Source organism: Nocardioides marmoriginsengisoli, assembly GCF_003725695.1.
Classification (GTDB): domain Bacteria; phylum Actinomycetota; class Actinomycetes; order Propionibacteriales; family Nocardioidaceae; genus Marmoricola; species Marmoricola marmoriginsengisoli.
In genome coordinates this window covers 1,388,448-1,414,345 of the sequence record NZ_RJSE01000007.1, presented here as the reverse complement: position 1 = coordinate 1,414,345, position 25,898 = coordinate 1,388,448, and the positions used below count along the sequence as shown (strand labels likewise).

Annotated in this window: 26 protein-coding genes; 8 read left to right on the top strand and 18 right to left on the bottom strand. The window is 70.7% G+C overall.

Going from position 1 to position 25,898, the window contains the following annotated elements:
• Positions 1-4: 4 nt before the first annotated feature.
• Complete coding sequence (locus EFK50_RS15295) at positions 5-823, bottom strand: tryptophan 2,3-dioxygenase (protein WP_123228367.1); 819 nt, start codon at positions 821-823, stop codon at positions 5-7.
• Positions 824-846: 23 nt separating this feature from the next.
• Between EFK50_RS15295 and EFK50_RS15290 the strand changes: the two genes are divergently transcribed.
• The gene (locus EFK50_RS15290) at positions 847-1,326 is read left to right on the top strand and encodes a DUF2505 domain-containing protein (protein ID WP_183407850.1); all 480 of its coding nucleotides are present in this window, start codon (positions 847-849) and stop codon (positions 1,324-1,326) included.
• On the top strand, positions 1,326-1,811 hold the full coding sequence (locus EFK50_RS15285; RefSeq protein WP_123228365.1) for a DUF2505 domain-containing protein: 486 nt from the start codon (positions 1,326-1,328) through the stop codon (positions 1,809-1,811). The genes EFK50_RS15290 and EFK50_RS15285 overlap by 1 nt, the downstream gene beginning before the upstream one ends.
• Before the next feature lie 9 nt (positions 1,812-1,820).
• On the opposite strand, the gene EFK50_RS22865 is transcribed toward EFK50_RS15285, so the two are convergent.
• From EFK50_RS22865 to EFK50_RS15270, 4 genes are read right to left on the bottom strand one after another with little or no spacing between them, the layout of a single operon-like run.
• Positions 1,821-1,955: a hypothetical protein gene (locus EFK50_RS22865; RefSeq protein WP_281274033.1), complete on the bottom strand. Its 135-nt coding sequence runs from the start codon at positions 1,953-1,955 to the stop codon at positions 1,821-1,823.
• A 14-nt stretch (positions 1,956-1,969) separates the two neighbouring features.
• Positions 1,970-3,598 (bottom strand): L-glutamate gamma-semialdehyde dehydrogenase, encoded by a 1,629-nt coding sequence (gene pruA / locus EFK50_RS15280; protein WP_123228364.1) that lies wholly within the window; start codon positions 3,596-3,598, stop codon positions 1,970-1,972.
• A 17-nt stretch (positions 3,599-3,615) separates the two neighbouring features.
• Positions 3,616-3,951, bottom strand: coding sequence for a DUF6912 family protein (locus tag EFK50_RS15275; RefSeq protein ID WP_123228363.1), 336 nt, complete (start codon positions 3,949-3,951; stop codon positions 3,616-3,618).
• Positions 3,952-3,958: 7 nt separating this feature from the next.
• Positions 3,959-5,353, bottom strand: a complete 1,395-nt coding sequence (locus tag EFK50_RS15270; RefSeq protein ID WP_123228362.1) for a WS/DGAT/MGAT family O-acyltransferase — start codon at positions 5,351-5,353, stop codon at positions 3,959-3,961.
• Between the two features lie 138 nt (positions 5,354-5,491).
• On the opposite strand from EFK50_RS15270, the gene EFK50_RS15265 reads away from it, so the two are divergent.
• The 3 genes from EFK50_RS15265 to EFK50_RS15255 all read left to right on the top strand — a co-directional run bounded on the left by EFK50_RS15265 (position 5,492) and on the right by EFK50_RS15255 (position 7,889).
• The gene (locus EFK50_RS15265; RefSeq protein ID WP_123228361.1) at positions 5,492-5,911 is read left to right on the top strand and encodes a hypothetical protein; all 420 of its coding nucleotides are present in this window, start codon (positions 5,492-5,494) and stop codon (positions 5,909-5,911) included.
• On the top strand, positions 5,912-7,273 hold the full coding sequence (locus EFK50_RS15260; RefSeq protein ID WP_123228360.1) for a hypothetical protein: 1,362 nt from the start codon (positions 5,912-5,914) through the stop codon (positions 7,271-7,273).
• Between the two features lie 157 nt (positions 7,274-7,430).
• Positions 7,431-7,889 (top strand): Rv3235 family protein, encoded by a 459-nt coding sequence (locus EFK50_RS15255; RefSeq protein WP_123228359.1) that lies wholly within the window; start codon positions 7,431-7,433, stop codon positions 7,887-7,889.
• On the opposite strand, the gene secA is transcribed toward EFK50_RS15255, so the two are convergent.
• Positions 7,886-10,732 carry a preprotein translocase subunit SecA gene (gene secA, locus EFK50_RS15250; RefSeq protein ID WP_123228358.1) on the bottom strand — a complete coding sequence of 949 codons (2,847 nt, stop codon included), beginning with the start codon at positions 10,730-10,732 and terminating at the stop codon, positions 7,886-7,888. The genes EFK50_RS15255 and secA overlap by 4 nt on opposite strands.
• A 189-nt stretch (positions 10,733-10,921) precedes the next feature.
• Between secA and EFK50_RS15245 the strand changes: the two genes are divergently transcribed.
• Complete coding sequence (locus EFK50_RS15245; protein ID WP_183407849.1) at positions 10,922-11,539, top strand: TetR/AcrR family transcriptional regulator; 618 nt, start codon at positions 10,922-10,924, stop codon at positions 11,537-11,539.
• Positions 11,536-12,639 carry a glycosyltransferase gene (locus EFK50_RS15240; protein WP_123228356.1) on the top strand — a complete coding sequence of 368 codons (1,104 nt, stop codon included), beginning with the start codon at positions 11,536-11,538 and terminating at the stop codon, positions 12,637-12,639. Before EFK50_RS15245 ends, EFK50_RS15240 begins: the two co-directional genes overlap by 4 nt.
• Here EFK50_RS15240 and EFK50_RS15235 read toward each other — a convergent pair.
• From EFK50_RS15235 to ahcY, 9 genes are all read right to left on the bottom strand, one after another.
• Complete coding sequence (locus EFK50_RS15235; RefSeq protein ID WP_123228355.1) at positions 12,636-13,013, bottom strand: PLD nuclease N-terminal domain-containing protein; 378 nt, start codon at positions 13,011-13,013, stop codon at positions 12,636-12,638. The genes EFK50_RS15240 and EFK50_RS15235 overlap by 4 nt on opposite strands.
• 17 nt (positions 13,014-13,030) lie before the next feature.
• Positions 13,031-14,239 (bottom strand): winged helix-turn-helix domain-containing protein, encoded by a 1,209-nt coding sequence (locus tag EFK50_RS15230; RefSeq protein WP_123228354.1) that lies wholly within the window; start codon positions 14,237-14,239, stop codon positions 13,031-13,033.
• 26 nt (positions 14,240-14,265) lie between these two features.
• Positions 14,266-14,943, bottom strand: coding sequence for a response regulator (locus tag EFK50_RS15225; RefSeq protein WP_123228353.1), 678 nt, complete (start codon positions 14,941-14,943; stop codon positions 14,266-14,268).
• A gap of 29 nt (positions 14,944-14,972) precedes the next feature.
• Positions 14,973-15,608 carry a ribosome hibernation-promoting factor, HPF/YfiA family gene (gene hpf, locus EFK50_RS15220; protein WP_123228352.1) on the bottom strand — a complete coding sequence of 212 codons (636 nt, stop codon included), beginning with the start codon at positions 15,606-15,608 and terminating at the stop codon, positions 14,973-14,975.
• 213 nt (positions 15,609-15,821) lie between these two features.
• The gene (locus EFK50_RS15215; RefSeq protein WP_148046190.1) at positions 15,822-16,691 is read right to left on the bottom strand and encodes a ComF family protein; all 870 of its coding nucleotides are present in this window, start codon (positions 16,689-16,691) and stop codon (positions 15,822-15,824) included.
• 19 nt (positions 16,692-16,710) lie between these two features.
• Entirely contained in the window at positions 16,711-18,426 is a 1,716-nt protein-coding gene (locus tag EFK50_RS15210; RefSeq protein ID WP_123228350.1) for an LpqB family beta-propeller domain-containing protein, read from the bottom strand.
• On the bottom strand, positions 18,423-19,997 hold the full coding sequence (mtrB, locus tag EFK50_RS15205; RefSeq protein ID WP_246004168.1) for an MtrAB system histidine kinase MtrB: 1,575 nt from the start codon (positions 19,995-19,997) through the stop codon (positions 18,423-18,425). The genes EFK50_RS15210 and mtrB overlap by 4 nt, the downstream gene beginning before the upstream one ends.
• Positions 19,978-20,724: an MtrAB system response regulator MtrA gene (gene mtrA, locus EFK50_RS15200; RefSeq protein WP_123228695.1), complete on the bottom strand. Its 747-nt coding sequence runs from the start codon at positions 20,722-20,724 to the stop codon at positions 19,978-19,980. The genes mtrB and mtrA overlap by 20 nt, the downstream gene beginning before the upstream one ends.
• Positions 20,725-20,740: 16 nt before the next feature.
• Positions 20,741-22,180: an adenosylhomocysteinase gene (ahcY, locus tag EFK50_RS15195; protein ID WP_123228348.1), complete on the bottom strand. Its 1,440-nt coding sequence runs from the start codon at positions 22,178-22,180 to the stop codon at positions 20,741-20,743.
• A 156-nt stretch (positions 22,181-22,336) separates the two neighbouring features.
• Between ahcY and EFK50_RS15190 the strand changes: the two genes are divergently transcribed.
• Entirely contained in the window at positions 22,337-23,278 is a 942-nt protein-coding gene (locus EFK50_RS15190; RefSeq protein WP_123228347.1) for a DUF808 domain-containing protein, read from the top strand.
• Between the two features lie 10 nt (positions 23,279-23,288).
• On the opposite strand, the gene EFK50_RS15185 is transcribed toward EFK50_RS15190, so the two are convergent.
• Genes EFK50_RS15185 through EFK50_RS15175 form a run of 3 tightly spaced genes read right to left on the bottom strand, consistent with a single transcriptional unit; the run spans position 23,289 to position 25,863 of the window.
• Entirely contained in the window at positions 23,289-24,308 is a 1,020-nt protein-coding gene (locus tag EFK50_RS15185) for an SIS domain-containing protein (protein ID WP_123228346.1), read from the bottom strand.
• Between the two features lie 13 nt (positions 24,309-24,321).
• Positions 24,322-24,492: a Trm112 family protein gene (locus EFK50_RS15180; protein WP_123228345.1), complete on the bottom strand. Its 171-nt coding sequence runs from the start codon at positions 24,490-24,492 to the stop codon at positions 24,322-24,324.
• A 24-nt stretch (positions 24,493-24,516) separates the two neighbouring features.
• A complete protein-coding gene (locus EFK50_RS15175; RefSeq protein WP_123228344.1) occupies positions 24,517-25,863 on the bottom strand; it encodes a phosphomannomutase/phosphoglucomutase in 1,347 nt (448 codons plus the stop codon).
• Positions 25,864-25,898 lie beyond the last annotated feature (35 nt).

Here is a 25,898-nt window from a genome sequence, read left to right as displayed (position 1 = left end):
GCATTCAGAGCGCGGAGCGGAGCTCCCAGAGCAGCGGGTAGAACTTCATCGACAGCCGGCTGCGCAGGTACTCGGCGCCGGTCGATCCGCCGGTCCCCGTCTTCGCGCCGATCATCCGCTCCACCATCACCACGTGCCGGGCCCGCCAGGCCGCCGCCAGCTCGTCGTGCTGGAGCAGCGCCTCGGCGAGCCCCCAGAGGTCCGCGTACGACGACCGGTCGTGGGCGACCGTGCGCAGCGACGCGGTGATCGCCGCGTCCGAGGAGGCTTCCAGCCCGGCCTCGCCGAGCACGTGCACGAAGCCGTCCCAGAGCGACGGCTCGGCGAGCCGACGGTCCAGGCGGTCCTTCTCGGCTGCGGTGATGCCCTTGAACCGCTCCAGGTAGCGCGGATCCTTGGCGCCGGAGAGGAACTCCAGCTCGCGGAACTGCACCGACTGGAACCCGCTGGCCGGCGCCAGCCGCTGGCGGAACTCCAGGAAGTCCTGCGGCGTCATCGTCTCCAGCACGTCGACCTGCTGGACCAGGACCCGCTCGATCACGTGCATCCGCGTGAGCAGGTGCCGGACGAACCAGAGGTCGCGCCCGCCGCTGTCGGCGACGGTGCCGACCAGAGCGTCCCGGGCGGTCTGGGCCTCGTGCAGCAGCTGCTGGAACCAGAGCTCGTAGACCTGGTGGATGGTGATGAAGAGCAGCTCGTCGTGCGCGGGCGGATCCGACTCCAGGTGCTGCGCGTCGAGCAGCTGCGGCAGCCGCAGGTAGCTGCCGTAGGTGAGCAGCGCACCCTCCTCGCCGAAGCTGACGAAGTTCTCCGAAGCGTCCATGCTGCCAACATATGATGCCTCGCATGAAACTCCACCACGACCTGAGCTACGACGCCGCGCCCGCCGCGGTGTTCGCGATGCTGACCGATCCCGAGTTCTGGGACAAGGTGGCCGTCGCCACCGGAGCCATCTCCAGCACCGCGACCGTCGAGGACGACGGCGGCGCGACCAAGGTCGTCGTCGACCAGGAGCAGGCCGTGGTCGGGGTGCCGGGCTTCGCCAAGAAGTTCGTGGGCGACTCCACCCGGGCGATCACGACCCAGGTCTGGAGCGGGACGACGGCGGCGTTCTCGGTGGACACCCCCGGCAAGCCGACCAGCATCAACGGCACCGCGACGATCACCGAGCAGGGCGGGGGCAGCGTGCTGACCTACGACCTCGAGGTGAAGGCCAGCGTGCCGCTGATCGGCGGCAAGCTGGAGAAGCTGGTGGTCGAGCTGACCACCGAGGGCTTCGGCAAGGAGCGGGCCGTCGGCGCCGCCTGGCTGGCAGGAGACCGCTGATGGGCAAGGACGTCCGCTTCGAGCTCCGGTACGACGGTGCCACCCCCGAGCAGGTCTACGCGATGCTCGCCGACCCCGAGTTCCGCGACCAGGTCTGCGAGTTCCAGCGCTACCCGCGCCGCGAGGTGACGATCACCCCGACCGGCGCCGGGATGGACGTCAAGGTCGACCAGTACCGGCCGGCCACCGAGGTGCCCTCGTTCGCCCGCAAGCTGGTCGGCGAGGAGCTCAACATCGTCCAGACCGAGTCCTGGTCGTCGCCGACCAGCGCCGCGCTGCACGTGACCATCCCCGGCAAGCCCGGGGACATGAAGGGCACCGTGACCCTCACCGCAGCCGACGGCGGCACCACCGAGGTCGTCCAGGTCACCGTGAAGGCCTCGATCCCGCTGATCGGCGGCAAGATCGAGTCCTTGATCGGCGACATGCTCGGCAAGGCGCTGCGCGCCGAGAACAAGGTCGGCCGGGACTGGCTGGCCCGCTAGCCGGCAGCCCTACTCGTCCTCGGCCGCGTTCCGCTTGCGGGCGATCCTGATCGTGATGGCCAGCAGCAGGATCGGCCCGAAGGCGAGCAGCAGCACCAGCACGTGCTCGTAGGCGTGCAGCTTGCCGAGGTGTTCCAGGATCACCCGGCCAGTATCCCTCAGCCCATATGCGGGTAGCCGACCGAGGTCGGCGCCACGAAGGTCTCCTTGATCGACCGCGGCGAGGTCCAGCGCAGCAGGTTGCCGGCCGCGCCGGCCTTGTCGTTGGTCCCGGACGCCCGGGCACCACCGAACGGCTGCTGGCCGACGACGGCACCGGTCGGCTTGTCGTTGACGTAGAAGTTGCCGGCCGCGAACCGGAGCCGCTCGCTGGCCCAGTCGATCGCATGCCGGTCCCGGGCGATCACGGCGCCGGTCAGCGCGTACGGCGCGAAGGACTCGAGCTGGTCGGCGACCTGCTCGAACCGGCTGTCGTCGTACACGTGCAGGGCCAGGATCGGGCCGAAGTACTCGGTCGCGAACATCGCGTCGGTCGGGTCGGTGGACGTCACGATCGTCGGCCGGACGAAGTAGCCGACCCGGTCGTCGCACTGGCCGCCGGCGACCACGTCCAGCTTCGGGGCGCGCTTGGCCCGGGCGATCGCGGCCTTGTGCTTGGCGAAGGCCCGGTCGTCGATCACCGCGCCCATGAAGTTCGACAGGTCGGTGACGCTGCCCATCGTGAGGCCCTCGGTCTCCGCGACCAGCGGCTCCCGGAGCTTCTTCCACAGCGACTTCGGCACGTACGCGCGCGACGCCGCCGAGCACTTCTGGCCCTGGTACTCGAACGCCCCGCGGACCAGCGCGACCCGGAGCACGTCGAGGTCCGCCGACGGGTGCGCGAGCACGAAGTCCTTGCCCCCGGTCTCCCCCACGATCCGCGGGTAGGACCGGTACGACGGCAGGTTGGCCCCGACCTCCGACCAGAGCCGCTGGAAGGTCGGCGTCGACCCGGTGAAGTGGATGCCGGCCAGGTCGGGGTGGTGCAGCAGCACCTTCGAGACGTCGATCCCGTCCCCGGGGAGCATGTTGATCACGCCCGGCGGCAGGCCGGCCTCCTCGAGCAGCTGCATGATCAGGCCGGCCGCGAGCTGCTGCGTCGGGGACGGCTTCCAGATCACCGTGTTGCCCATCAGCGCCGGCGCCGTCGGCAGGTTGCCGGCGATCGCGGTGAAGTTGAACGGCGTGATCGCGTAGACGAATCCTTCGAGCGGGCGGTGGTCGGTGCGGTTCCAGATGCCGGGGGCGTTCGCGATCGGCTGCTCGGCCAGGATCTGCCGGGCGTAGTGCACGTTGAAGCGCCAGAAGTCGATCAGCTCGCAGGCGCTGTCGATCTCGGCCTGCCAGGCGGTCTTCGACTGGCCGAGCATGGTGGCGGCGTTGAGCCGCGCCCGCCACGGGCCGGCCAGCAGGTCGGCGGCCTTGAGCAGCACCGCGGCGCGCTCGTCGAAGGGCAGCGCACGCCACCCGGGCGCCGCCTTCGCCGCGGCCCGGACGGCCGCCTCGGCGTCCTTGGTGGTGCTGTGCCGGGAGACGCCGAGCACGGAGGCGTGCTCGTGCGGCTGCACGACCTGGAATTCCTTGCCGCCGCCCATCCGCCGCCGGCCGCCGATGGTGGCGGGCAGGTTGACGGTGCGGGCGGACTGCCGGGTGAGCTCGGCGACGAGGTCGGCCCGTTCGGGGCTGCCCGGCGCGTAGTTCAGGTTCGGCTCGTTGGTGGGAGCCGGTGGGTGAGTGATCGCGTCCATGCCTCGCGACGTTACCCTCAGCCGATCAGGTCGTCGATCTCCTGGGTCGCGTACCAGCCGAGATCGGGCAGGTCGTCCGAAGCCGGGTCGACGTCGTCGGTGTCGGCGTGCACCGCCTCGATCAGGCTGATCGGGAAGGCGGCGTCCTCGTCGGGGACGTCGGCGACCACCACGACCCGGCGCCCGGGCTCGTCGAGCAGGGCGGTGGCGGCCTCCGCGGCCTCGGAGAGCGCCTCGTACTCCGCCTCCTCGGTCTCGTCGTCGGGGACGAAGCGCTCGGCCGTCGAGGGGACGGCGTCGGCCCGCAGGTAGGCGGCCAGGCCGGGCAGCGTGGTGGGGACGTAGATCCGCATCGTTACCTCACTTCTTGCGGCCGCGCGGCGCCCGCGGGCGGTTGTCGCTGGAGGAGTCGACCAGCTCGTCGAGCGACTCCCGGACGCAGGCTCCGAGCACGTCGACATCGGGCAGGATGTCACGGTCGGCGGTGATCCCGTAGTAGACGCCGCCGTCGTACGACGTCACGCCGATCGCGATCGCGAACCCGGGCTGCAACGGCGGCACCGGGTAGGTCTCGGTCATCTCCGCGCCGGCCATGAACATCGGGAACTGCGGACCGGGGACGTTGGTGATCACCAGGTTGACGCCCTGGGACTCCTCGACGGCGACCCGTGACCCGAGGGCGTGGAAAGTGGTCGGCGCGAACCCGGCCACCCCGGCGATCCGGTCCGCGGCGACGGCGCGGCCGGTCTCGCTGTGCGCCTTGAACGCGTAGGAGACCTGGTGCAGCCGGATGATCGGCGAGGCCTCCCCGATCGGCAGGTCGAGCCGGTGGCCGATCACCTGGGAGCCGAGCGAGGTCGGCTCGAGGTCCTCGTCGATGACGCTCATCGGGACCAGCGCCTTGATCCGGCGGCCGCTGTTGACCGACTCCGCCCTGGTCATCAGCCAGGACCGGATCGCGCCGGTCAGGGTCGCCAGGATGACGTCGTTCACGGTGCCGCCGTGCACCCGGCGGACCCGCCGGTAGTCCTTCAGGGCGGTCCGCACCAGGACCACCCGGCGCTGCTCGGACGGCTCGACGTTGAACGGGCTGTCGGGCGTCGGCCGTCGGTTGGACAGCGCGCCGGCCGCCAGCGTGCCGACCCGCCCGAGGACGGAACCGGCGGTGGTCAGCACGGTCCGGGGGTCGCGGGCGGTGTCGGCGATGGCGCCCAGCACCAGGCTGGCCTGGGACGGCTCGTCGTCCGGCCGCCAGTCGTCCGGGACCAGGTGCCGCGGCCCGGGGTCGACGTCGAGCAGCACCTGGCCGAGGTCCACGGTCGCGATCCCGTCGACCAGGATCTGGTGCGACTTGGACAGCACCGCGACCCGGCCGTCCTCGAGACCCTCGACGAAGTAGACCTCCCAGAGCGGCCGGGACGGGTCCAGCCGGCGCGACATGATCCGGGCGGTCAGCTCACGGAGCTGGTCGAGGGTGCCCGGGCGGGGCAGTGCCGAGCGTCGTACGTGGTAGCCGAGGTCGAAGTCCGGGTCGTCCACCCAGACCGGGTTCGCGAGCCGGCCCGGCACGGTCCGGATCGCCTGCCGGTAGCGCGGGACGAAGGTGATCCGGTCCGCGATGTGCGCGATCAGCGCGTCGTAGTCGAAACCGGAGTCTCCCGGCTCGAAGATCTCCAGGGTCGCGTTCTGCATCGGCGTCCGCGGCGTCTCCGCGGTCAGCAGCGCCAGATCGGAGGCGCGTAGTCGCTCGCTCATCGTGTGGCCTCTCCGCCGGGTCGTCTTGCTGAGAACTCCCCTAGAGTTCCCGCGCCAGTTGGGGCAATCGCTGCCCGTCATGGGATTCTGGCAGAGCACCAGCGGCCGATGTCGCACGTCCCACCGATGGAGTTACCCATGACGCCCCGTCCCCGCGCGCTGCACGTCGGCGCCGCCACCCTGCTGCTGCTCGCCCTGACGGCCTGCGGCTCCTCCGCGAAGGACACCAGGGAGGCGGAGGAACCGACCGTCGTGGCCACCCCGACCGCCCAGGTCACGGGCACGCCGGCCGCGGACGCGAAGGTCGTCGACATCACCATCACCGCGGACTCGGTGACCCCGAGCGGAGCGCAGATCGCGATCAAGCGGAACCAGCCGGTGGTGCTGCGGATCGACGCGGCGGAAGCAGGTCAGCTGCACGCGCACAGCAGCCCGGAGCAGCACATCGGCTTCCCGGCCGGCGACTCCGAGGTGACGATCTCCTTCGACAAGCCCGGCGTGATCGCTGTCGAGGACCACGCCCTCGACCGGCTGATCGTCCAGTTCGAGGTCAGCTAGGTGGTCTCCGGCCTCGGTTCGTTCGTACCCCTGCACGCCTTCGGCGGTGCCCGCGACCTCCCGATCCCGGCTCCGCTGGCGATCTTCGGCGGCGCCGCCGCCCTGGTGGTCTCGTTCTGCGTCCTGATCCTGGCCTGGCGCACCCCGCGCTACGACGACGCCAGGCGGGAGCGGCCGGTACCGGCTCGGCTCGCCCGGGTGATCGACAGCGCCGGCTTCCGCGGCGCCCTGCGCGGTTTCGGGCTGGTCTTCACGGCGTACGTCGTCTGGGCGATGCTCGCCGGCCCGGACCTGCTGAACAACCCGATCTTCGGCGCCTTCTACGTCCTGCTCTGGATCGGCATCGTGCCGGCGTCGCTGCTCTTCGGCCGGTTCTTCCGGGCCGTCAGCCCGATGCGGACGCTGAACCTGGCGTTCGCGGCCGTGACCCGGTCGGATCCCGCCAAGGGCCTCTACGCCTACCCGGAGAAGCTCGGCTACTGGCCCGCCGCCGCCGGGCTCTTCGCGTTCGTCTGGCAGGAGCTGGTGAACCCGTACGCCGGCTTCATCGGCGCCAACGGCTTCTACCCCGGCGTCGCCTTCTGGATCGCGATCTACGCCAGCGTGATGCTGATCGGCTGCGCGCTCTTCGGCGAGGTCTGGCTCTCCCGCGCCGACCCGTTCGAGGTCTACTCCGACCTGGTCGCGAAGCTCTCCCCCTGGGCACGCGGTGAGGACGGCCGGCTGGTCTGGCGCAGCCCGCTCGCCAACGTCGCCACGATCACACCGCGCGCCGGCCTGGTCGCCGTGGTCGCGGTCCTGCTCGGCTCCACCGCCTTCGACTCCTACAAGGAGTCGTTGCACTGGTTCCGGATCGTCAAGGACCTCGGCATCGACGTCGTCGCGCTCAACAGCATGGCGCTGCTCTTCTTCTGCGGCGTCGTCGGCATCACCTTCACGATCGCCACGATGTCGACCGGGGTCGACCGGGCCACCACGCTGCGCTCCACCCTGCCGCGGCTGTTCGCGCACTCGGTGGTGCCGATCATCGTCGGCTACATGGTGGCGCACTACCTGAGCTACTTCGTCGAGTACGGCCAGATCACCCTGCACCAGCTCAGCGATCCGCTGGTCAAGGGCCAGAACCTGCTCGGCATGGACAGCGTGCCGTTCAACTACTGGCTCTCCGCGCACCCGACGTTCCTGGCCACGGTCAAGGTGCTCGCGGTGGTCCTCGGCCACATCGTCGGCGTGGTCTCGGCCCACGACCGCGCGCTGGCGCTGCTGCCCAAGAAGCACCAGGTCACCGGCCAGCTCGGCCTGCTGGTGATCATGGTGGCCTACACCTTCACCGGCCTCTACCTGCTCTTCGGCGCGAAGTGAGCCGCACCGTCTAGCTCCACACCCGCCCGCCCGCACGGACCCGTCCACAATCCGTGCGGCTCTTCGCGTGCGCAACGGCGCCTCTGCGTGTCATCTCTGGTAACGAACTGGTCAGCTCTCGGGCCGGGTCGTCCCCAGGAGACCGCTCGGAGGACTCATGCACAGCACACCGCAGCACGCGGCGATACCGATCGCGCCGGCCCAGGGCCTCCTGGCCCTGGACTTCAACGGCGCGACCGACATCCCGATCCGCCCGAACCTCAAGCTGGTCACCAGCGACGAGCCGGAGCTCGACGCCTTCGCGACCCGGTTCTCCCAGGCCGTGGTCGAGGTGATCGGCGGAGACCGCGGAGTCCACCAGTTGATGCGCTGGACCACCGACACCGTCTACGAGGACCTCCAGCTGCGCTGCAACGCCCTGCACCGCACCACGCCGCAGGTGAACCGCCGTCACCGGCTCCGCGCCCACGTCCGCAGCGTGCACCTCTCCCGCCCGCACCCCGAGGCGGCCGAGATCAGCATCCACGTGCGTCACGGGGACCGCTCACGGGCGATCGCCGCCCGTATCGAGCTGATCGAGCGCCGGTGGAGGTGCACCGACCTGGAGTTCGGCTAGCCTCCGGCGCGGGTGGTGAGTCCGGTGGCGTTGGGCGCTCCGTGGCACTGCTTGTACTTCTTGCCGGAGCCGCAGGGGCACGGGGCGTTGCGGCCCACGTTGGCGAAGGGGTCGTCGGCGTCGTTGGTGACCGTCTGACCCTTGAGCTCGACCTCGCCGTCCTCGCTCGGGCCGGCGTAGGTGAGGTTGGCCGGGGCACGAGGGGCGTCGAGCCCCTTGGCGGTGAAGTGCACCGCCGCGGCCTCGTCAGCCGCTCCGGAACCGATCGGACGGAAGATCGGGTCGTGGTCGTGGTCCTCGTGACCGGGCTCGATCTCCATGCCCTCGGGAACCTCGATCTCGCCGGGCTCCTCGAGCTGGACCTCCAAGTTGAACAGGAAGCCGACGGTCTCCTCGCGGATGCCCTCCTTCATGGCGGCGAACATGTCGAAGCCCTCGCGCTGGTACTCGACCAGCGGGTCGCGCTGGCTGTAGGCGCGCAGGCCGATGCCCTCGCGGAGGTAGTCCATCTCGTAGAGGTGCTCGCGCCACTTGCGGTCCAGCACCGAGAGCAGCACCCGGCGCTCGAGCTCGCGGATCACCTCGGTGCCGATCTCCTCCTCGCGGGCGGAGTAGGCGGCGTGGGCGTCGGCCTGGAGGGTCTCCAGCAGCTCCTCGCGGTCCATGCCGGCGCGACCGCCGGCCTGCTCCTCGAGGTCCTGGTAGCGCAGCGAGACCGGGTAGAAGGTACCGATGGCCGTCCAGAGCGCCTCCAGGTCCCACTCCTCCGGGAACCCGTCGGTGGCGGCGGTGACGTAGGTCGCGATGGCCTCGTCGATCATCACCCGGATCTGCTCGGTCAGGTCGCGGCCCTCGAGCACCTCGCGGCGCTCGCCGTAGATGACCTCGCGCTGCCGGCTCATCACGTCGTCGTACTTGAGGACGTTCTTGCGGGACTCGAAGTTCTGGCCCTCGACCTGGCCCTGGGCGGACTGGATCGACCGGGTGACCGACTTGTTCTCGATCGGGACGTCGTCGGGGACCTTGAGCGCGATCAGCACCCGCTCCACGAACGCGGCGTTGAAGAGCCGGAGCAGGTCGTCCTCCAGCGACAGGTAGAACCGGGACTCGCCCGGGTCGCCCTGACGGCCGGAACGACCGCGCAGCTGGTTGTCGATCCGGCGGGACTCGTGCCGCTCGGTGCCGAGCACGTACAGCCCGCCGAGCTCCTTGACCTCGTCGTGCTCGGCCTTGACCTGGGCGGTGACCTTCTCCAGGGTGCCGGCCCAGGCCGCCTCGTACTCGTCGGCGTTGTCGACCGGGTCGAGGCCCTGGCTCCGCAGCTCCTGGTCGGCCAGGAACTCCGTCGAGCCGCCGAGCATGATGTCGGTACCGCGACCGGCCATGTTGGTGGCCACCGTGACGGCCCCCTTGTGACCGGCCATCGCGACGACCTTGGCCTCGTTCTCGTGCTGCTTGGCGTTCAGCACGGTGTGCGCCACACCGCGCTTCTTCAGCAGGCTCGAGAGCAGCTCGGACTTCTCGACCGAGGTGGTGCCGACCAGGACCGGCTGGCCGGTGCGGTGGCGCTCCTCGAGGTCGTCGGCGACCGCGTTGAACTTGGCCTCCTCGGTCCGGTAGACCAGGTCGGGCTGGTCGATCCGGGCGAGCGGCTTGTTCGGCGGGATCGGGACGACGCCGAGCTTGTAGATCTTGTCGAACTCGCTGGCCTCGGTCATCGCCGTACCGGTCATGCCGCCGAGCTTGGTGTAGAGCCGGAAGTAGTTCTGCAGGGTGATCGTGGCGAGGGTCTGGTACTCCTCGCGGACGACGACCTCCTCCTTGGCCTCGATCGCCTGGTGCAGGCCGTCGTTGTAGCGGCGACCCGCCAGGATGCGGCCGGTGTGCTCGTCGACGATCAGCACCTCGCCGTCCATGACGACGTACTCCTTGTCCTTGCGGAACAGCTCCTTGGCCTTGATGGAGTTGTTCAGGAAGGAGATCAGCGGGGTGTTCGCCGACTCGTACAGGTTCTCGATGCCGAGGTGGTCCTCGACCTTGGTGATGCCCGGCTCGAGGATCGAGATGGTGCGCTTCTTCTCGTCGACCTCGTAGTCGACCTCGGCGACCAGGTTGGTGGCGACCTTGGCGAACTCGGCGTACCACTTCACCTCGTCCTGGGTCGGGCCGGAGATGATCAGCGGGGTCCGGGCCTCGTCGATCAGGATCGAGTCGACCTCGTCCACGATCGCGAAGTTGTGGCCGCGCTGGACGCAGTCCTCGAGCGCGTTCGCCATGTTGTCGCGCAGGTAGTCGAAGCCGAGCTCGTTGTTGGTGGCGTAGGTGATGTCGCAGTTGTAGGCCTCGCGGCGCTCCGCCGGGGTCATCTCCGGCAGGATCACGCCGACGGTCAGCCCGAGGAAGTGGTGCACCCGGCCCATCCACTCGGCGTGGTACTTCGCCAGGTAGTCGTTGACCGTGACGACGTGGACGCCCTTGCCCTCCAGCGCGTTCAGGTACGACGGCAGCGTGGACACCAGCGTCTTGCCCTCGCCGGTCTTCATCTCGGCGATGTTGCCCAGGTGCAGCGCCGCGCCGCCCATCAGCTGCACGTCGAAGTGCCGCTGGCCGAGGATCCGCTTGGCGGCCTCGCGGACCGTCGCGTACGCCTCCGGCATGATGTCGTCCAGGGTCTCGCCGTCGGCCAGACGCTTCTTGAACTCGTCGGTCATGCCGCGCAGCTCGTCGTCGCTCATCGCGACGAAGTCGTCCTCGATCGCGTTGATCGCCTTCGCGATGGTGTCGAGCTGGCGCAAGATCTTGCCCTCGCCGATGCGAAGGATCTTGTCGATGATGGCAGGCACGTTCTCAGGCTCCAGACAGTGGCGAATGACAGGGCGCCGTGCGGGCACGGCCTGTGGAGGGTGTCACAGCCGCCAACTCTACCGACACGTGCGTGAACACAGGTTCGCAAGCCGCCAAACATCTCCGCCGCAACTTTCATGTCCATCCCCATTGACATCAAATCCATTTTCATGTCAACTGCAACTGACATGAAAACCTCACGCAGCTATCGCCAGACCGCACGCGCCGAAGCCTCCGAGCAGACCCGCCGGCGGATCATCGAGGCGGCCTTCGCCCTGCAGGCCGAGCGGCTCTCGGCCGAGATCTCGCTCGACGACGTCGCCGAGCGTGCCGGCGTGAGCGTGCAGACCGTGCTGCGCCGGTTCGGCAGCAAGGCGGCGCTGATCGAGGAGAGCATCCGCTGGATCAACGCCGAGATCGCCGAGGAGCGCCGCGCACCGGCCGGCGACGTACCGGCCGCGATCCACGCACTCCTCGACCACTACGAGAAGCGGGGCGACTTCGCCCTGCTGATGCTGGCCCAGGAGAACGCCTACGACCACGTCCGGCAGCTCAGCGACGCCGGGAAGGGGACCCATCGCACCTGGGTCGCCGAGGTCTTCGGGCCGTACCTCCCGCACGGGGCCGGCAGGCGCGACGAGCTGCTCGACCTCCTCGTCGTCGCCACCGACGTCTACACCTGGAAGCTGCTGCGGCGCGACCGGGGACTGACCCGCAAGGAAACCGAGAACCGCATCACCACCCTGGTCACCGCCCTGCTGCCGCAGCTCACGACGGAGGCGACCACGGGGAAGGAGTCGTCATGACCGAGATCCTGATCGTCACCTGGGACGGCGGCGGCAACGTGCCGCCCGCACTGCTGATCGGCGCCGAGCTCGCCCGCCGGGGCCACGGCGTCCGCGTCCTCGGCCACGCCACCCAGCGCGAGGACGTCACCGCGGCGGGCCTGGAGTTCCGCGCCTTCCCGACCGCCCGGCCCTTCTCCAGCCTCGATGACAACGCCCCGCCGCGGCTGTTCGCGCTCTTCTCGGACAAGGCCCTGGGAGCGGATACCGTCGACGAGGCCCGCCGGGTGCCGACCGACGTGGTGCTGGTGGACTGCCTGCTCACCGGCGCGACGAAGGCCTGCGCGGACGCGGGACTGACCTACGTCTCGCTCGAGCACCTCTTCGACGCCTACCTCCGCGGCGGCTGGCTCAAGGGGCCGATGGGCCTGGTCTCCCGACTCAAGGGCCTGCGCCCGGTGACGACCTGGGACGGCGCCGCCCGGGCGCTGGTGGTGGCGCCGGCCGAGCTCGACCCGGCGGGCTCCCGGCGGCACCCGGCCAACCTGGTCCACACCGGACCCGCTCTCGACCTGCCGGCGTCGGCGCACGACCTCGACGCGCACCCGCCGGCGGTGCTGGTCAGCCTGAGCACCTACAAGTACGCCGGGATGGCCGACTGCCTCCAGCGCATCCTCGACGCGACCGCGGCACTGGACGCCCGGGTGGTGGTCACGACCGGGCCGGCCGTCGATCCCGCCGAGCTCCGCACGGCACCGAACCACGAGGTGCACCGGTTCGTCCCCCACGACGAGCTGATGCCGCAGATGTCCCTGGTCGTCGGGCACGGCGGCCACGCGACCACGATGCGCGCGCTCGCCCACGACCTGCCGCTGGTGGTGATGCCGATGCACCCGATGCTCGACCAGCCGATGGTGGGCAAGGCGGTCGCCGCGGCGGGCGCCGGCGCGGTGGTCGCCAAGAAGGCCCGTCCCGAGGAGCTGACCCCGGTCATCTCGCGGCTGCTCGCCGACGGCCCGCACCGCGCGGCTGCGGCACGCCTCGGCGCCTCCATCCGCTCGGCACGCGGAACCGAGACCGCCGCCGACCAGATCCTGGCCGCTCCCGCCCTGGTGGGCTAGGCCTCGCCCTCGTCCTGCTCGCGGCGCTTCTTGTCCTCGGCGGCCTTGCGGCGCTGCTCCTCGGCGCGCTCCCGGATCTTGCGGAGGAACTCCTCGTCCGACTCCGGGGTCAGCCCGGCCGCGCGTCCGGGGCGGTCGTACTCCGGGAAGGTCGGCGCCTGGCGCTCGTACGGCGACCGCCCTCCCCCGGGCGCGAGCTGGGGCCTACCGGCGACCAGCCAGGCGATCGACCCCACGAACGGGAAGATCAGCACCAGCAGCAGCCAGGCGATCTTCGGCAGGTTCCGGACCTTCTCCTCGGGGCTGACGATCACGTCGATCACGCAGAAGACCTCCAGCGCCAGCACGAGCAGGACGGGGAGAAAGCGGACCATCGGACACCTCCAAGGGTTCAGGCCGGAACGGCTGATCCTAGGGCAGAGCGGAGCGCGGCACTCAGATCTCCGCGCCCGGCCACCGTGATCAGCTCGAGACCCAGCCAGTCGGCCAGCGAGCGCAGCTCCTCGGCGAGCTCGGCCGCCGTCTCCGGCGGAGCGTGCTCCTCGGCGTACGCGGCCTTGACCTGCAGCGTTCCCGACCTCCGGTCGGCCTTGAGGTCCACCCGGGCCACGATCCGCTCCCCCAGCAGGAACGGCAGCACGTAGTAGCCGAACTCGCGCTTCTCCGCCGGCACGTAGATCTCGATCCGGTAGCGGAACCCGAAGAGGTGCTCGGCGCGGGCCCGCTCCCACACCAGCGGGTCGAAGGGGCTGAGCAGGGCTCGCGCCCGCACCCGTCGGGGAAGCCGGGCATCGCGGTGCAGGTACGCCGGCCGGGTGCCGCCCTCGATCCGGACCGGAACCAGCTCGCCGTCCTCGACCAAGGACGCCACCGCGGCCTGGGACTCGGCCGGCTTCATCCGGTAGTAGTCGCGCAGGTCGGGCTCGGTGCCGACCCCGTGCGAGATCGCCGCCCGGCGGATCAGCTCCCGGTGCGCGTCGGCGGGCTCGGGGACCGGACGGTCGAGGACCGCGTGCGGGATCACCCGCTCGGGCAGGTCGTAGAGCACCTCGAACTGGGAGTTGCGCCCGGCGATGGCCACGTCGCCGACGACGTAGAGGAAGTCGAGCGCCTTGCGCGTCGCCGACCAGTTCCAGCCCCAGTGCTTCTTGTCGCGCGGCAGGCCGTCGTCCAGGTCGCGCGACGTGCTGGGACCGCGATCCGCGATCTCCGCCAGCAACGAGGCCTCCAGCTCGGGGGTGACCTGGTCGGTCCACCACTTCCCGCGCTGCGGGCGGTACTGCTCCATCCGGTGCCGCATCAACGGCCACAGCTCCACCGGCATGAAGGCCTGGACGTGCGCCCAGTACTCGACCAGGCGGCGGGACTTCTGCCCCGAGGACGCCCGCCGGAGCAGGTCGACGTCGTACGGGCCCATCCGGCTGAACAGCGGCATGTAGTGCGCGCGCTGGAGCACGTTGACCGAGTCGACCTGGAGGACGCCGGTGCGCGAGACGGTCCGCGCCAGCGTCGCCATCGTCGGGGCGGCGTGCGGTGCGTCCAGGAAACCCTGGGCGGCCAGGGCGACCCGACGTGCCTGGGCGAGGCTCAGCGACTGCATGCGGTGAGGCTAGAGGACGCCACCGACTACGGCAGGTCGAGCAGCTTCTCGCGCACCGCGTACATCACCGCTTCCATCCGGGAGTGCAGCTGCAGCTTGTCCAGGATGTTGCGAACGTGGTTCTTGACGGTGTTCTCGCTGATGAACAGCTGCTTGGCGACCTCGCGGTTGTTCAGGCCGGTGGCGACCAGCCGGAGCACCTCCAGCTCCCGGTCGGTCAACCGGGGCGCGTTCCCCGGCTCGCGGTCGGTGCGGGAGATCTCCTTGAACTCGTCGATCAGCTTCGCCGCCATCGACGGGCTGATCAGCGACTGCCCCTCGGCGACCACCCGGACCGCCTGGGCGACCTCGTCGATCGAGGAGTCCTTGAGCAGGTACCCGGAGGCCCCGTTCTTGACGGCCTCGTAGAGATCGCCCTCCTCGTCGCTGACGGTGAGCATGATGATCCGGGTCGAGGGCGCCTGCGCCTTGATCTGCATGCAGGCCTCGAGACCACTGCGCTTGGGCATCCGGACGTCGAGCAGCACGATGTCCGGCGTGGTCTCGACGACGAGCTCGACCGCGCTGACGCCGTCACCGGCCTCGCCGACGACCTCGATGTCGTTCTCGACACCGAGCAGCATCGTCAGCCCGCGCCGGAACAGCTCCTGGTCGTCGACGACGACGACCCGAACCGGCTCCGCAACCCCCGACCGCTCTGGCACGCTTGAATGATGTCAGATCCGGCGACGGCTCAGGTCAGATCGAGGGAGATCACTCCGTAGTCGTACCCCTTGCGCCGGTAGACGACAGAGGGCCGCTCGCTCTCCTTGTCCACGAACAGGTAGAAGTCGTGACCCACGAGCTCCATCTCGTAGAGCGCCTGCTCCAGGTTGATCGGGGTCGCCGGGTGCGTCTTCTCACGGACCACCAGCGGTCCGTCCCCGGTCACGGCCACCGGTCCGACCCAGTGCTCGGCGATGTCCTCGCGCTCCTCGACGACGAGGGCGCCGTTGCTGGCCGCGGTGCCCGGGTCGGCGGCCCGGCCCATCGCCCGGCTCACCGACTCCGGCGCGTGCTGACCGCGGTGCACCTTGCGGCGGTCGGCCGCGCGGCGCATCTGCGCGGACATCTTGTCCAGGGCGAGGTCCAGCGCCGCCATCTTGTCCTCGGCGGCGGCCTCGGCCCGCAGGATCGGGCCCTTCGACTTCGCGGTGAGCTCGACCCGCACCTGGCGCTCGGGCTGGCGGGCATTGCGCTCCCGCTCCAGCAGCACCTCGACGCGGATGATCCGATGATCGTGCTTCTCCAGGCGGGCGAGCTTGTCCTCCACGTGCTCGCGGAACCGCTCCGAGACTTCACAGTGCCGACTGCTGACCACAACGTCCATACAGACCTCCCGGTTGGTTGAGCGCGCTACTGCACAGGGGTAGAACGATCGGAGGAGTCCGTCCGGCCGACCTGGTCTTCTCCCCCACACCCGCCTGCTGAGACGTTCGCAGCTTGTGCCACTACTGGCCTTCTCCCTCGCGTCCCCGTATCTGACGAGGGGCGATGGGCAGGACTTACGACTAAGCCGCACCGTGATCGGCGTTCTACCGCCTTACGTGGGTCGTTTCGCCTGCGACTGGCATCGACTTGCCAGGAGGTACTCCTGACGCAACCACGGACCCGGACGGACTCCATGTACAGACGTTAGCCGCCACCTGTACAAATCGGTAGCAGTCATCCCGATTCCGTTCCGATTCCGCCTCCGGGTCGCAGCCAGGGACGTCACCGCGGTCACCGGGAGACCGACCGCCTCCAGTGCTCGCTGCGCCTCCCGGGCGGTCGCCCCGGTGGTGATCACGTCGTCGCAGACCAGCACGCGGACCGGTCGGCCGGACCGGGCGAGCGCCCGCTGGGCCCGCGGCCGGACCCGCAGGCTGCCGTCCAGGTTGGCGGCCCGCGCCGCTGCGTCCAGGCCGGCCTGGTCACGCACGTCGGCGCACTGCCGGAGCAGTGCCGGTACGACGACCGGGACCCCGTCGCGGCGCAGCGCCCGGGCCGCGGCCAGCACCATCCGGCGTACCGGGTCGTGGCCGCGCTCGCGCACCGTCGCGGCCCGCGAGGGAACCGGCACCAGCACCAGCAGCGCGTCGGGCAGATCCGCCGGGACCGCTCCCCCGACGACCGCGCCCAGCACCTCGCCGAGCGGTCGGGCGAGCGCGAACGCCCGGCGCTCCTTGTGCGCCAGCAGCAGCGGCCGGAGCGGGGCGTCGTACCAGCCGGCGGCGAAGGCGGGGGCGAGACCGGGCGGCGCCGGATCGGGACGGACCGGGAACCCCGAGCTCGGCAGCAGCGGGCGGCAGTCCCGGCAGAGGATCCGTCCCGGACGCCGGCAGCAGGCGCAGGTCGCCCCGAACGCGAGGTCGAGCGCGGCGTCCAGCACCCGGCCAGCCTGCGCCCGCCGACCGGACCGAGCAACGGCCACCGGACGCCCTGTGCAGAACTTACTGCGCGTAGGTCGCTGTGAGGACGTCGGACGCGATCCGCGCCCACTGCCCGGAGCCGGTGAGCTCGAGCAGTCGACCATCGGCCGCCACCGCACGTGCCGGCAGGCTCGGGTCCGGACTGACGACCAGGGCGACCAGGTGGTCCGGCACCGGGTCCGGGGTACCGATCTGGTCCCCCGGCGAACCGTCCAGCTCGACCGACAGCACGTGCCGGGTGCCGGAGTCGCTGAGCGTCAGCACGGCCGCGGTGGTCGGCCCGTCCTGGCCGACGTCGACGATCGAGCCGAGGTTGCTGCCCGGCACCGTGACCCGGCCTCCCTCGACCACCCGCGCCACCCGGCCGCGCTCGGCCCGGACCACTTCGGCCACCGCGAGCGAGGTCGACGACGAGCCGGCGATCCCGGCGACCAGGCGGGCACCGTCCCGGGTCACCGTGAACGCGCTGATCCGGCGGCCGCTGATCCCGGGCACCCGGACGACCCGGTCCGTGCCGGCCGTGACCAGGTGCACCACCGCGCCGCCGCGGGCGGCATCGACCGCCCAGAGCCCGCCGAACCGGTCGTAGGCCGGCCGGAGCAGGTTCTCGGCACCGGTGATCGGGGTCTGCACCCGAGTAGCGCCGGTGGCGCCCCGGTCGCGGGCGACGTACAGCTGCGAGCCGTTGCCGGCCACCGCGGCCAGCTCTCCGCGCTCGACGCTCTGCGCGACCGAGCGGAGCGCGAAGCCGGGCTGGCCCAGCGGGCCGCCCACCGGCGTCGCGCCCTGCCGCTCGATCCGCTGGACCCGGCCCTCGGAGATCGCGACGACCTCGCGCGCCGGCGCCGTCACCGGGTCGTACTCCAGCCGCTCGGTCAGGCTCACGTCGCTCTGGCCGTCGGGCAGCGGCACCGGGACCCCGTCGGCCGTCACCCGGAGCCGGGTGATCCCCGGGACCTGGCGCAGGGTCCAGGAGAGCTGGACGATCAGCCGGTGCAGGTCCGGCGGCGTGAGCCGCTGCGCCTCCGGGCCGAGTCCGACCTCGGCGATGCCGTCCGCGTTGGTGGTCACCCCGGAGTCGAGGCCGGCGACGGCGGCACCCGGTCCGTCGAGCAGCCCGCGCACCAGGTTCGACGCGATCTGCTCGCCGCGCGGGAGGTAGATCCGGGTCGGCACCAGGACGCTGCCGGTGCGGTCGTAGAAGTACAACGTGTACGGCACGTAGAGGCTGCGGAAGTACGACGTCGGCACCGGCAGCGAGGTCGGCGGGTTCGCGATCCGCCACTCCCCGTGCTCCTGGGTGAGCACGAACGGCAGCCGGGACGTCGAGCCGGCCGAGGCGCCGAGCCAGGCGCCGCGCTGGTCGAGCAGGTGCGAACCGGAGAGCCGGACGTCCACCCGCTGGCTGCCGTCCTCCTCGACGTCGGCGCCGTCGTACACGATCGTGCCCTGCACCGGCTTCCAGGTCGTCCTGGCCGCGTCGGAGAGGAACGAGCGCGCGACCGCGGTGCTCGGCGGGTTCGCCTGGATGGCCAGCAGGAAGCCGTTGACGATCGCCGTCGTACTGGCGCCCGGGGTCGGTCCCGGCGGGGCGAAGTACGGCGCCTGGTTGAGCGAGTTGGTGTCCTCGTCGGCACGGGTGTGCACCGGGCCGGTCACCGGCAGCGTGCTGCATCCCGCGGCCACCGCCGCGGCGAGCAGGCCGGCGAGCAGCGCGGCGAGTCGCGTGCGCGTCATGAGGCTGCCTCCGGTGCGTCGGCGGGAACCAACGGTAGCGGGCTGTGCCCGAGCGGATCGCCGGCGTGCCGGGGCACCGTCACCCGGAACTGGGCCCCCGCGGACGGCGCGCCCCAGACCTGCAGCCAGCCACCGTGCAGCTGGGCGTCCTCCAGCGAGATCGCCAGCCCGAGGCCGGTACCCCCGGTGGTGCGCGCCCGCGCGGGGTCGGCGCGCCAGAACCGGTTGAAGACCATCGCCAGCTGGCCCGGCTGGAGGCCGACGCCGTAGTCGCGGACCGTCACCGCCGCCGCGTGCGCGTCCCCGCCGACCGTGACCACGACCCGTGCGTCGCCGCGGATGTTGGCGTGGTCGATCGCGTTGGACACCAGGTTGCGCAGCACCCGCTCGATCCGGCGCTCGTCCACCTCGGCCACGCAGGCCTGCGAGGCGTTCAGCACCAGGGTGACACCGCGGCCGCGCGCCACCAGCTCGGACTGGTCGACCACCCGGTGGGCGATGTCGACCAGGTTGACCTCGGCCAGCTCCAGGCCGGCCGCGCCGGCGTCGAACCTGCTGATCTCGAGCAGGTCGGCGAGCAGGTTCTCGAACCGGTCCAGCTCCTTCTGCAGCAGCTCGGCGGCCCGCGCCGTGACCGGGTCGAAGGACGCGCGGGAGTCGTGCAGCACGTCACCGGCCATCCGCACCGTGGTCAGCGGTGTGCGGAGCTCGTGGGAGACGTCGGAGACGAACTGGCGCTGCGCCCGGGAGAGCTCGACGAGCTGGCGGATCTGCTGCTGCAGCGCATCGGTCATCTGGTTGAACGAGGTCGCCAGCCGGGCGATGTCGTCCTCGCCGTGGACGTGCATCCGTTCCTCGAGCCGACCGGACGCGATCCGCTCGGCGACCCGGCGGGCGAGCCGGATCGGGTTGATCACCTGGCGGGTCACCAGGAAGGCGACCCCGGCGGTCAGCAGCAGCAGGAGGGCGCCCGAGGTCAGCAGCGAGCGCCGTACCAGGTTGAGGGTGCGCTGCTCCTCCTTCATCCCGAACAGGTAGTACACGGTGTAGGTGCCGCCGTCCGAGGGCAGCACCACGCGCGAGCCGACCACGACGGCCGGGACGTCCCGGACCTGCGAGTACGTCCAGGAGGTGCCGGCGGTGTCCTCGACCCGGTCACGGAGCCGCTGCGGGACGCTGTCGGCCGAGACGCCCACGGTGGTGCGGACACCGGCGTCGGGGATGGTGGTGGAGCCGACCGGACCGAGGACGACGATGTCGAAGCCGCGGACCTCGCCGCGCGAGACCAGGGTCTTGACCAGCTGGTCCAGCTGCGTCGAGGGGTCGAAGTCGCTGGTACCCGCGGACGCGAGCCGGTCCCGGGCCCCGCTGGTCTCGCTGATCGCCTCGGCGACCGAGGCTGTGACCCGGCTGCGGACCAGCCCGTCGGAGATCTGCTGCATCAGCAGCAGGCCGACCGATCCCGCGACCAGGGCGCCGAGCACCACGATCGCCACCACGACCCGGGTCCGGATCGACCGGCGCCAGAAAGTGAAGACCCGGGTCACCGAGTCAGTGAGACGGGACGTCACCGGATGCACTGTCGGGCGTGGCCCCCGCCTTGTAGCCGACGCCGCGCACCGTCAGCACGATGGTGGGCACCTCGGGGTCGTGCTCCACCTTGGCCCGGAGGCGCTGGACGTGCACGTTGACCAGGCGGGTGTCGGCGGCGTGCCGGTACCCCCAGACCTGCTCGAGCAGCATCTCCCGGGTGAAGACCTGCCACGGCTTGCGCGCCAGGCAGACCAGCAGGTCGAACTCCAGCGGGGTGAGGGCGATCTCCTCGGCGGCGCCGCGGGTCACCGAGTGGCCGGCGACGTCGATCATCAGGTCGCCGACGCTGAGCATCTCCGGGTGCGGCGCCTCGAAGTGCCGCATCCGGGCCCGGATCCGGGCGACCAGCTCCTTGGGCTTGAACGGCTTGGCGACGTAGTCGTCGGCACCGGACTCCAGGCCGACGACGACGTCGATCGTGTCGCTCTTGGCGGTCAGCATCACGATCGGCACCCCGGAGCCGGAGCCGGGGGTGGCCCGGATCTGACGGCACACCTGGATGCCGTCGAGGCCGGGGAGCATCAGGTCCAGCAGGACCAGGTCGGGCTTGTAGTCCACGAAGGCTGCGTACGCCTCGTCCCCGCGGCCAACGATGCGGCTCTGGAAGCCTTCGTTGTGCAGGACGAGCGAGAGCATCTCCGCGAGGGCGGCATCGTCGTCGACGACGAGGATGCGCGCCCTCCCGGCCTGGTCCGGCTGGATCACTGAGTGGCTACTTGGCTCAGTAGCGGTAGAGGTCCGACTTGAACGGGCCCTCGACCGGAACACCGAGGTAGTCGGCCTGCGCCTGGTTCAGCACGGTCAGCTCGACGCCGATGGCGTCGAGGTGCAGGCGCGCGACCTCCTCGTCCAGGTGCTTGGGGAGCACGTAGACGCCGATCGGGTACTCCTCGAGCTTGGTGAACAGCTCGATCTGCGCGAGGACCTGGTTGGTGAAGGAGTTCGACATCACGAACGACGGGTGTCCGGTCGCGTTGCCGAGGTTCAGCAGACGACCCTCCGACAGCACGATGACCTTCTTGCCGTCGGGGAAGATCCACTGGTGGACCTGCGGCTTGATCTCGTCCTTGACGATGCCCTCGATCTTCGCCAGGCCGGCCATGTCGATCTCGTTGTCGAAGTGGCCGATGTTGCCGACGATCGCCTGGTGCTTCATCCGCTCGAAGTGCTCGACCCGGATGATGTCGAAGTTGCCGGTCGTGGTGATGAAGATGTCGGCGAAGTCGACGACCGACTCGAGGCGCTTGACCTCGTAGCCGTCCATCGCCGCCTGCAGCGCGCAGATCGGGTCGATCTCGGTGACGATGACGCGAGCACCCTGGCCGCGGAGCGACTCGGCCGAGCCCTTGCCCACGTCGCCGTACCCGCAGATGACCGCGGTCTTGCCGGCGATCATCACGTCGGTGCCGCGGTTGATGCCGTCGATCAGCGAGTGCCGGCAGCCGTACTTGTTGTCGAACTTCGACTTGGTGACCGAGTCGTTGACGTTGATCGCCGGGAAGAGCAGCGAGCCCTCCTTGAAGCGGTCGTACAGCCGCAGGACACCGGTGGTGGTCTCCTCGGTGACGCCCTTGATGCCGGCGCCGATGTTGGTCCAGTACGTCGGGTCGTTGGCCACCGAGCGAGCGAGGACCCGGAGGACCTCCTTGTACTCCTCGTTGTCGGTGGAGTCCTGCGACGGGACCGCGCCGGCCTTCTCGAACTCGGTGCCCTGGTGGACGAGCAGCGTGATGTCGCCGCCGTCGTCGAGGATCATGTTCGGGCCGATCGCGTTGCCGTCGGCGTCCTTGAACCGGAAGACCTTCTCGGCCTCGTCCCAGTACTCCGCGAGGGTCTCGCCCTTCCAGGCGAAGACCGGCGTACCGGTCGGGTTCTCGGCGGTGCCGTCACCGACGACGACCGCGGCGGCGGCGTGGTCCTGGGTGGAGAAGATGTTGCAGGTGGCCCAGCGGACGTCGGCGCCGAGGGCGACCAGGGTCTCGATCAGCACACCGGTCTGGATCGTCATGTGCAGCGAGCCGGCGATGCGGGCGCCCGCGAGCGGCTTCGACGCGCCGTAGCGACGGCGCATCTCCATCAGGCCGGGCATCTCGTGCTCGGCGAGGGTGAGTTCCTTGCGGCCGAAGGCGGCCAGCGAAAGGTCAGCGACCTTGTAATCCATGGTTTCGTCCTTGCAGGGTGAAGTGTTGGTTTTGGGCTCGATGAAGACAGGCAAAAACCTGTGCAAGGCGTCTGGCCACGATCTCGTGCGCGAGGCGCGGCGTCCATAGTAACCGGCCCGGACACCTCCAGTGGGGTAACTCGCTAGGCTCTGCACGTGAGCGCTGGCCTCTTCGGACTTCTTGACGACATTGCCGCGCTTGCGAAGCTCGCCGCGGCCTCCATCGACGACGTCGGCGCTGCCGCCGGCCGGGCCGGTGTGAAGGCGGCCGGCGTGGTGGTCGACGACACCGCGGTCACCCCGCAGTACGTCCAGGGAGTCGCCGCGCAGCGCGAGGTGCCGATCATCAAGCGGATCGCCAAGGGCTCGCTGCGCAACAAGCTGCTCTTCATCCTGCCGGCGGCGCTGCTGCTCAGCCAGTTCGCCGACTTCCTGCTCACCCCGCTGCTGATGATCGGCGGCACCTACCTCTGCTTCGAGGGCGCCGAGAAGATCTGGGCACGCCTCTCCGGCCACGGCAAGGGCGAGTCGGTCGACACCGCCAAGAAGCAGCTCGACTCCGAGGCCGAGGAGACGGTGGTCTCCGGCGCGATCCGGACCGACTTCATCCTGTCGGCCGAGATCATGGTGATCTCGCTGAACGAGGTCTCCGACGAGCCGTTCGTCTCCCGCGCGGCGATCCTGATCGTGGTCGCGTTCGCGATCACCGCGCTGGTCTACGGCGTGGTCGCGCTGATCGTGAAGATGGACGACGTGGGCCTGCACCTGGCGCAGCGCTCCTCCGCGGCGGTGCAGAAGATCGGACGCGGCCTGGTCCGCGGCATGCCGGTGCTGCTCTCGGTGATCTCGGTCGTCGGCGTCGCCGCGATGCTCTGGGTCGGCGGCCACATCCTGCTGGTCGGCCTCGACGACCTCGGCTGGCACGCCCTGTACGACGCGGTGCACGACCTCCAGCACGAGGTCGAGCACGCGGTCGACGCGATGAGCAGCGTGCTCGGCTGGCTGACCAACACGGTCGCCTCGGCGATCCTCGGAGTCGTGGTCGGTGCCGTCGCGGTCGCGGTGATGCACGTGCTGCCGACCAAGAAGGCGCACTAGCCAGCCAGGGCTAGCTCCCGGCGAGCCCCAGCTGCAGGTACTGCGCCGCGAAGGTGCCGGTGGCGAGCAGCGCGGCGTAGCGGGCCACGTCCCCGTCCGCCTCGGTGGTCACCTGCTCGATCCGGACCCCGGTCGCCTCCGCCTGCGCCCGCAGCCGGTCCCGGGTCTCCCCGACCACCGGGTCCGGGGAGCCGTCGTCGAGGATCACCAGCGAGGGACGAAGCTCGGCGGCCTCGTCGGCGAACGGATCGGCGAAGACATCGGTCCGCGGAGCCTGGGCGAGCACCGGGAGCAGGTGCTCGGCATCCGCGGCCAGCGCCGCCCGTCCGGTGGCACGGCGCAGCGACTCCGCCACCCGACGCGCGGCACGGGCCGCCAGCACGGTCCCGCCCCAGAGCAGAGGGCTGGTCTCGGCGATGCCGCTGGCCAGCAGCTTGGCAGGGTTGACCGCGAGGTCGCGGTGCGGGCCGCAGGCGACGGCCACGTCGTCGAGCGCGGACGCGACCACCTCGGGGTCGGTGTCCGGGCCGAGGCCGAGCCGGTCGAGCAGGTCGAGCATCACGGTCGCGGTGGCGAGCTGGTCGCCGGTGGTCGTCGGCAGCAGCGTCGAGTAGCGCCCGGGCACGTGCCGGCCGACCAGCGAGTCCTCCGGGGTGGCGACCACCAGTTGGCAGCCGCGCCGCACGGCCTCGGCGACACCGGCCGCGGTGGCCGGGTCGGCGCCGTCGGGCACCAGCACCACGACCAGGTCCAGTGCGCCGGCCCAGCCCGGCAGACCGGCTCCCGGCCAGGCCACGAACGGGACCGGGCAGACGGGTTCGAGAACGGCCCGGAGCAGGCGCGAGTCCGGGCCTGCGGCGACAATCGCGCGCGGCGGCGTCTCGGCGAGCCGGGCGACCGCGGCCAGCAGCGGCTCGGCGGCGGAGACCGCCTCCCGGCGTACCCGGGACCCGCCCTCGGCGAGGTTGCGCAGCCCGGGCTCGGCCCGCCGCAACGCGTCGGTGTCGTCGAGCAGTCCGTCGTCGAACACGGGTACGCCGTCCCTACGCGGGCTTGCGGGCCTCGTCGACCAGCAGGACCGGGATGTCGTCGCGGACCGGGTAGGCCAGGCCGCAGCCGGTGCAGATCAGCTCGGCGGCCGCGTCGTCGACGGCGAGCTTGCCGTGGCACGCCGGGCAGACGATCAGGTCGAGCAGCTTCTGGTCGAGATTCATACCGACTCCCCTAGGTTCAACTGGTCAAGAACGGATCGCAGCGAGGACCTCGTCGCGAATCTGCTGCATCGTCGCGTCGTCCTTGCCCTCGACGTTGAGGCGCAACAACGGCTCGGTGTTGGACGCCCGGACATTGAACCACCACTCGTCGGCGGTGATCGTCAGGCCGTCGAGCTCGTCGACCGCGACACCGGGTCGCGCGCCCCACTCGGTCTTGATCGCGGCCACCACGGCCGCCTGGTCCGCTACCTCGGAGTTGATCTCTCCGCTGGCGACGTGGCGCGAGTACGGCGCCAGCACCTCCGACAGCGGGGCGTCGGTCTCGGCAAGGGCCGCCAGCGCGTGCAGCGCCGCGAGCATGCCCGAGTCGGCCCGCCAGAAGTCGCGGAAGTAGAAGTGCCCGGAGTGCTCGCCGCCGAAGATCGCGTTGGTCTCCGCCATGGTGGCCTTGATGAACGAGTGCCCGACCCGGGTGCGCACCGGCTTCCCGCCCAGCTCGGTCACGATCTCCGGCACGGCGCGCGAGGTGATCAGGTTGTGGATGATCGTCCCGCCCGGCTCCTTGGCGAGCTCGCGGGCGGCGATCAGCGCGGTGAGCACGCTCGGGCTGACCAGGTCGCCCTTCTCGTCCACCAGGAAGCACCGGTCGGCGTCGCCGTCGAAGGCCAGGCCGATGTCGGCACCGGTCTCCCGGACGCACGCCTGCAGGTCGACCAGGTTGGCCGGCTCGATCGGATTGGCCTCGTGGTTCGGGAAGGTGCCGTCGAGCTCGAAGTAGAGCGGGACCACCTCGGCGTCGATCTGGCTGAGCACGGCCGGCGTGGTGAGTCCGCCCATGCCGTTGCCGGCGTCGACGGCGATCTTGAGGCGCCGGCCGGCGACCGGTGCGAGTCGGAGCAGGTAGCCGGCGTACTCGGCCAGGAGGTCCTGCTCGTCGAGCGCACCCGGGACCTCGGCGGTCAGCGTCTCCCCCGACGCGACCCGGTCCCGGATCTCGGCGAGACCGGTCTCCATCCCGATCGGTGCGGCGTTGACCCGGCACATCTTGATGCCGTTGTACTGCGCCGGGTTGTGGCTGGCGGTGAACATCGCACCGGCGCGGCCGAGGTGCCCGGAGGCGAAGTACAGGCCGTCGGTCGAGGCCAGCCCGATCAGCGTGACATCGGCGCCGGCCGCCATCGCACCCTCGGCGAACGCCCGGGCGAGCTCCGGGGAGGACGGCCGCATGTCGTACCCGACCACGATCGGCTCCGCGCCGATCACGGCCACGAAGGCGTTGCCGACCCGTCGTACGAGGTCGGCGTTGATCTGGTCCGGCACGGTCCCACGGACGTCGTAGGCCTTGAAGAACGCGTTGAGGTCAGTCGACATGAGGCGAACCCTAGTGCCGGAAGGGTTCCCCCGCC

Excerpts from the sequence above, each read along its gene's own strand:
- EFK50_RS15295 (WP_123228367.1), bottom strand. The coding sequence starts at position 823 with ATGGACGCTTCGGAGAACTTCGTCAGCTTCGGCGAGGAGGGTGCGCTG.
- EFK50_RS15290 (WP_183407850.1), top strand. The coding sequence starts at position 847 with ATGAAACTCCACCACGACCTGAGCTACGACGCCGCGCCCGCCGCGGTG.
- EFK50_RS15285 (WP_123228365.1), top strand. The coding sequence starts at position 1,326 with ATGGGCAAGGACGTCCGCTTCGAGCTCCGGTACGACGGTGCCACCCCC.
- pruA (WP_123228364.1), bottom strand. The coding sequence starts at position 3,598 with ATGGACGCGATCACTCACCCACCGGCTCCCACCAACGAGCCGAACCTG.
- EFK50_RS15275 (WP_123228363.1), bottom strand. The coding sequence starts at position 3,951 with ATGCGGATCTACGTCCCCACCACGCTGCCCGGCCTGGCCGCCTACCTG.
- EFK50_RS15270 (WP_123228362.1), bottom strand. The coding sequence starts at position 5,353 with ATGAGCGAGCGACTACGCGCCTCCGATCTGGCGCTGCTGACCGCGGAG.
- EFK50_RS15265 (WP_123228361.1), top strand. The coding sequence starts at position 5,492 with ATGACGCCCCGTCCCCGCGCGCTGCACGTCGGCGCCGCCACCCTGCTG.
- EFK50_RS15255 (WP_123228359.1), top strand. The coding sequence starts at position 7,431 with ATGCACAGCACACCGCAGCACGCGGCGATACCGATCGCGCCGGCCCAG.
- EFK50_RS15245 (WP_183407849.1), top strand. The coding sequence starts at position 10,922 with ATGAAAACCTCACGCAGCTATCGCCAGACCGCACGCGCCGAAGCCTCC.
- EFK50_RS15240 (WP_123228356.1), top strand. The coding sequence starts at position 11,536 with ATGACCGAGATCCTGATCGTCACCTGGGACGGCGGCGGCAACGTGCCG.
- EFK50_RS15235 (WP_123228355.1), bottom strand. The coding sequence starts at position 13,013 with ATGGTCCGCTTTCTCCCCGTCCTGCTCGTGCTGGCGCTGGAGGTCTTC.
- EFK50_RS15230 (WP_123228354.1), bottom strand. The coding sequence starts at position 14,239 with ATGCAGTCGCTGAGCCTCGCCCAGGCACGTCGGGTCGCCCTGGCCGCC.
- hpf (WP_123228352.1), bottom strand. The coding sequence starts at position 15,608 with ATGGACGTTGTGGTCAGCAGTCGGCACTGTGAAGTCTCGGAGCGGTTC.
- EFK50_RS15210 (WP_123228350.1), bottom strand. The coding sequence starts at position 18,426 with ATGACGCGCACGCGACTCGCCGCGCTGCTCGCCGGCCTGCTCGCCGCG.
- ahcY (WP_123228348.1), bottom strand. The coding sequence starts at position 22,180 with ATGGATTACAAGGTCGCTGACCTTTCGCTGGCCGCCTTCGGCCGCAAG.
- EFK50_RS15180 (WP_123228345.1), bottom strand. The coding sequence starts at position 24,492 with ATGAATCTCGACCAGAAGCTGCTCGACCTGATCGTCTGCCCGGCGTGC.
- EFK50_RS15175 (WP_123228344.1), bottom strand. The coding sequence starts at position 25,863 with ATGTCGACTGACCTCAACGCGTTCTTCAAGGCCTACGACGTCCGTGGG.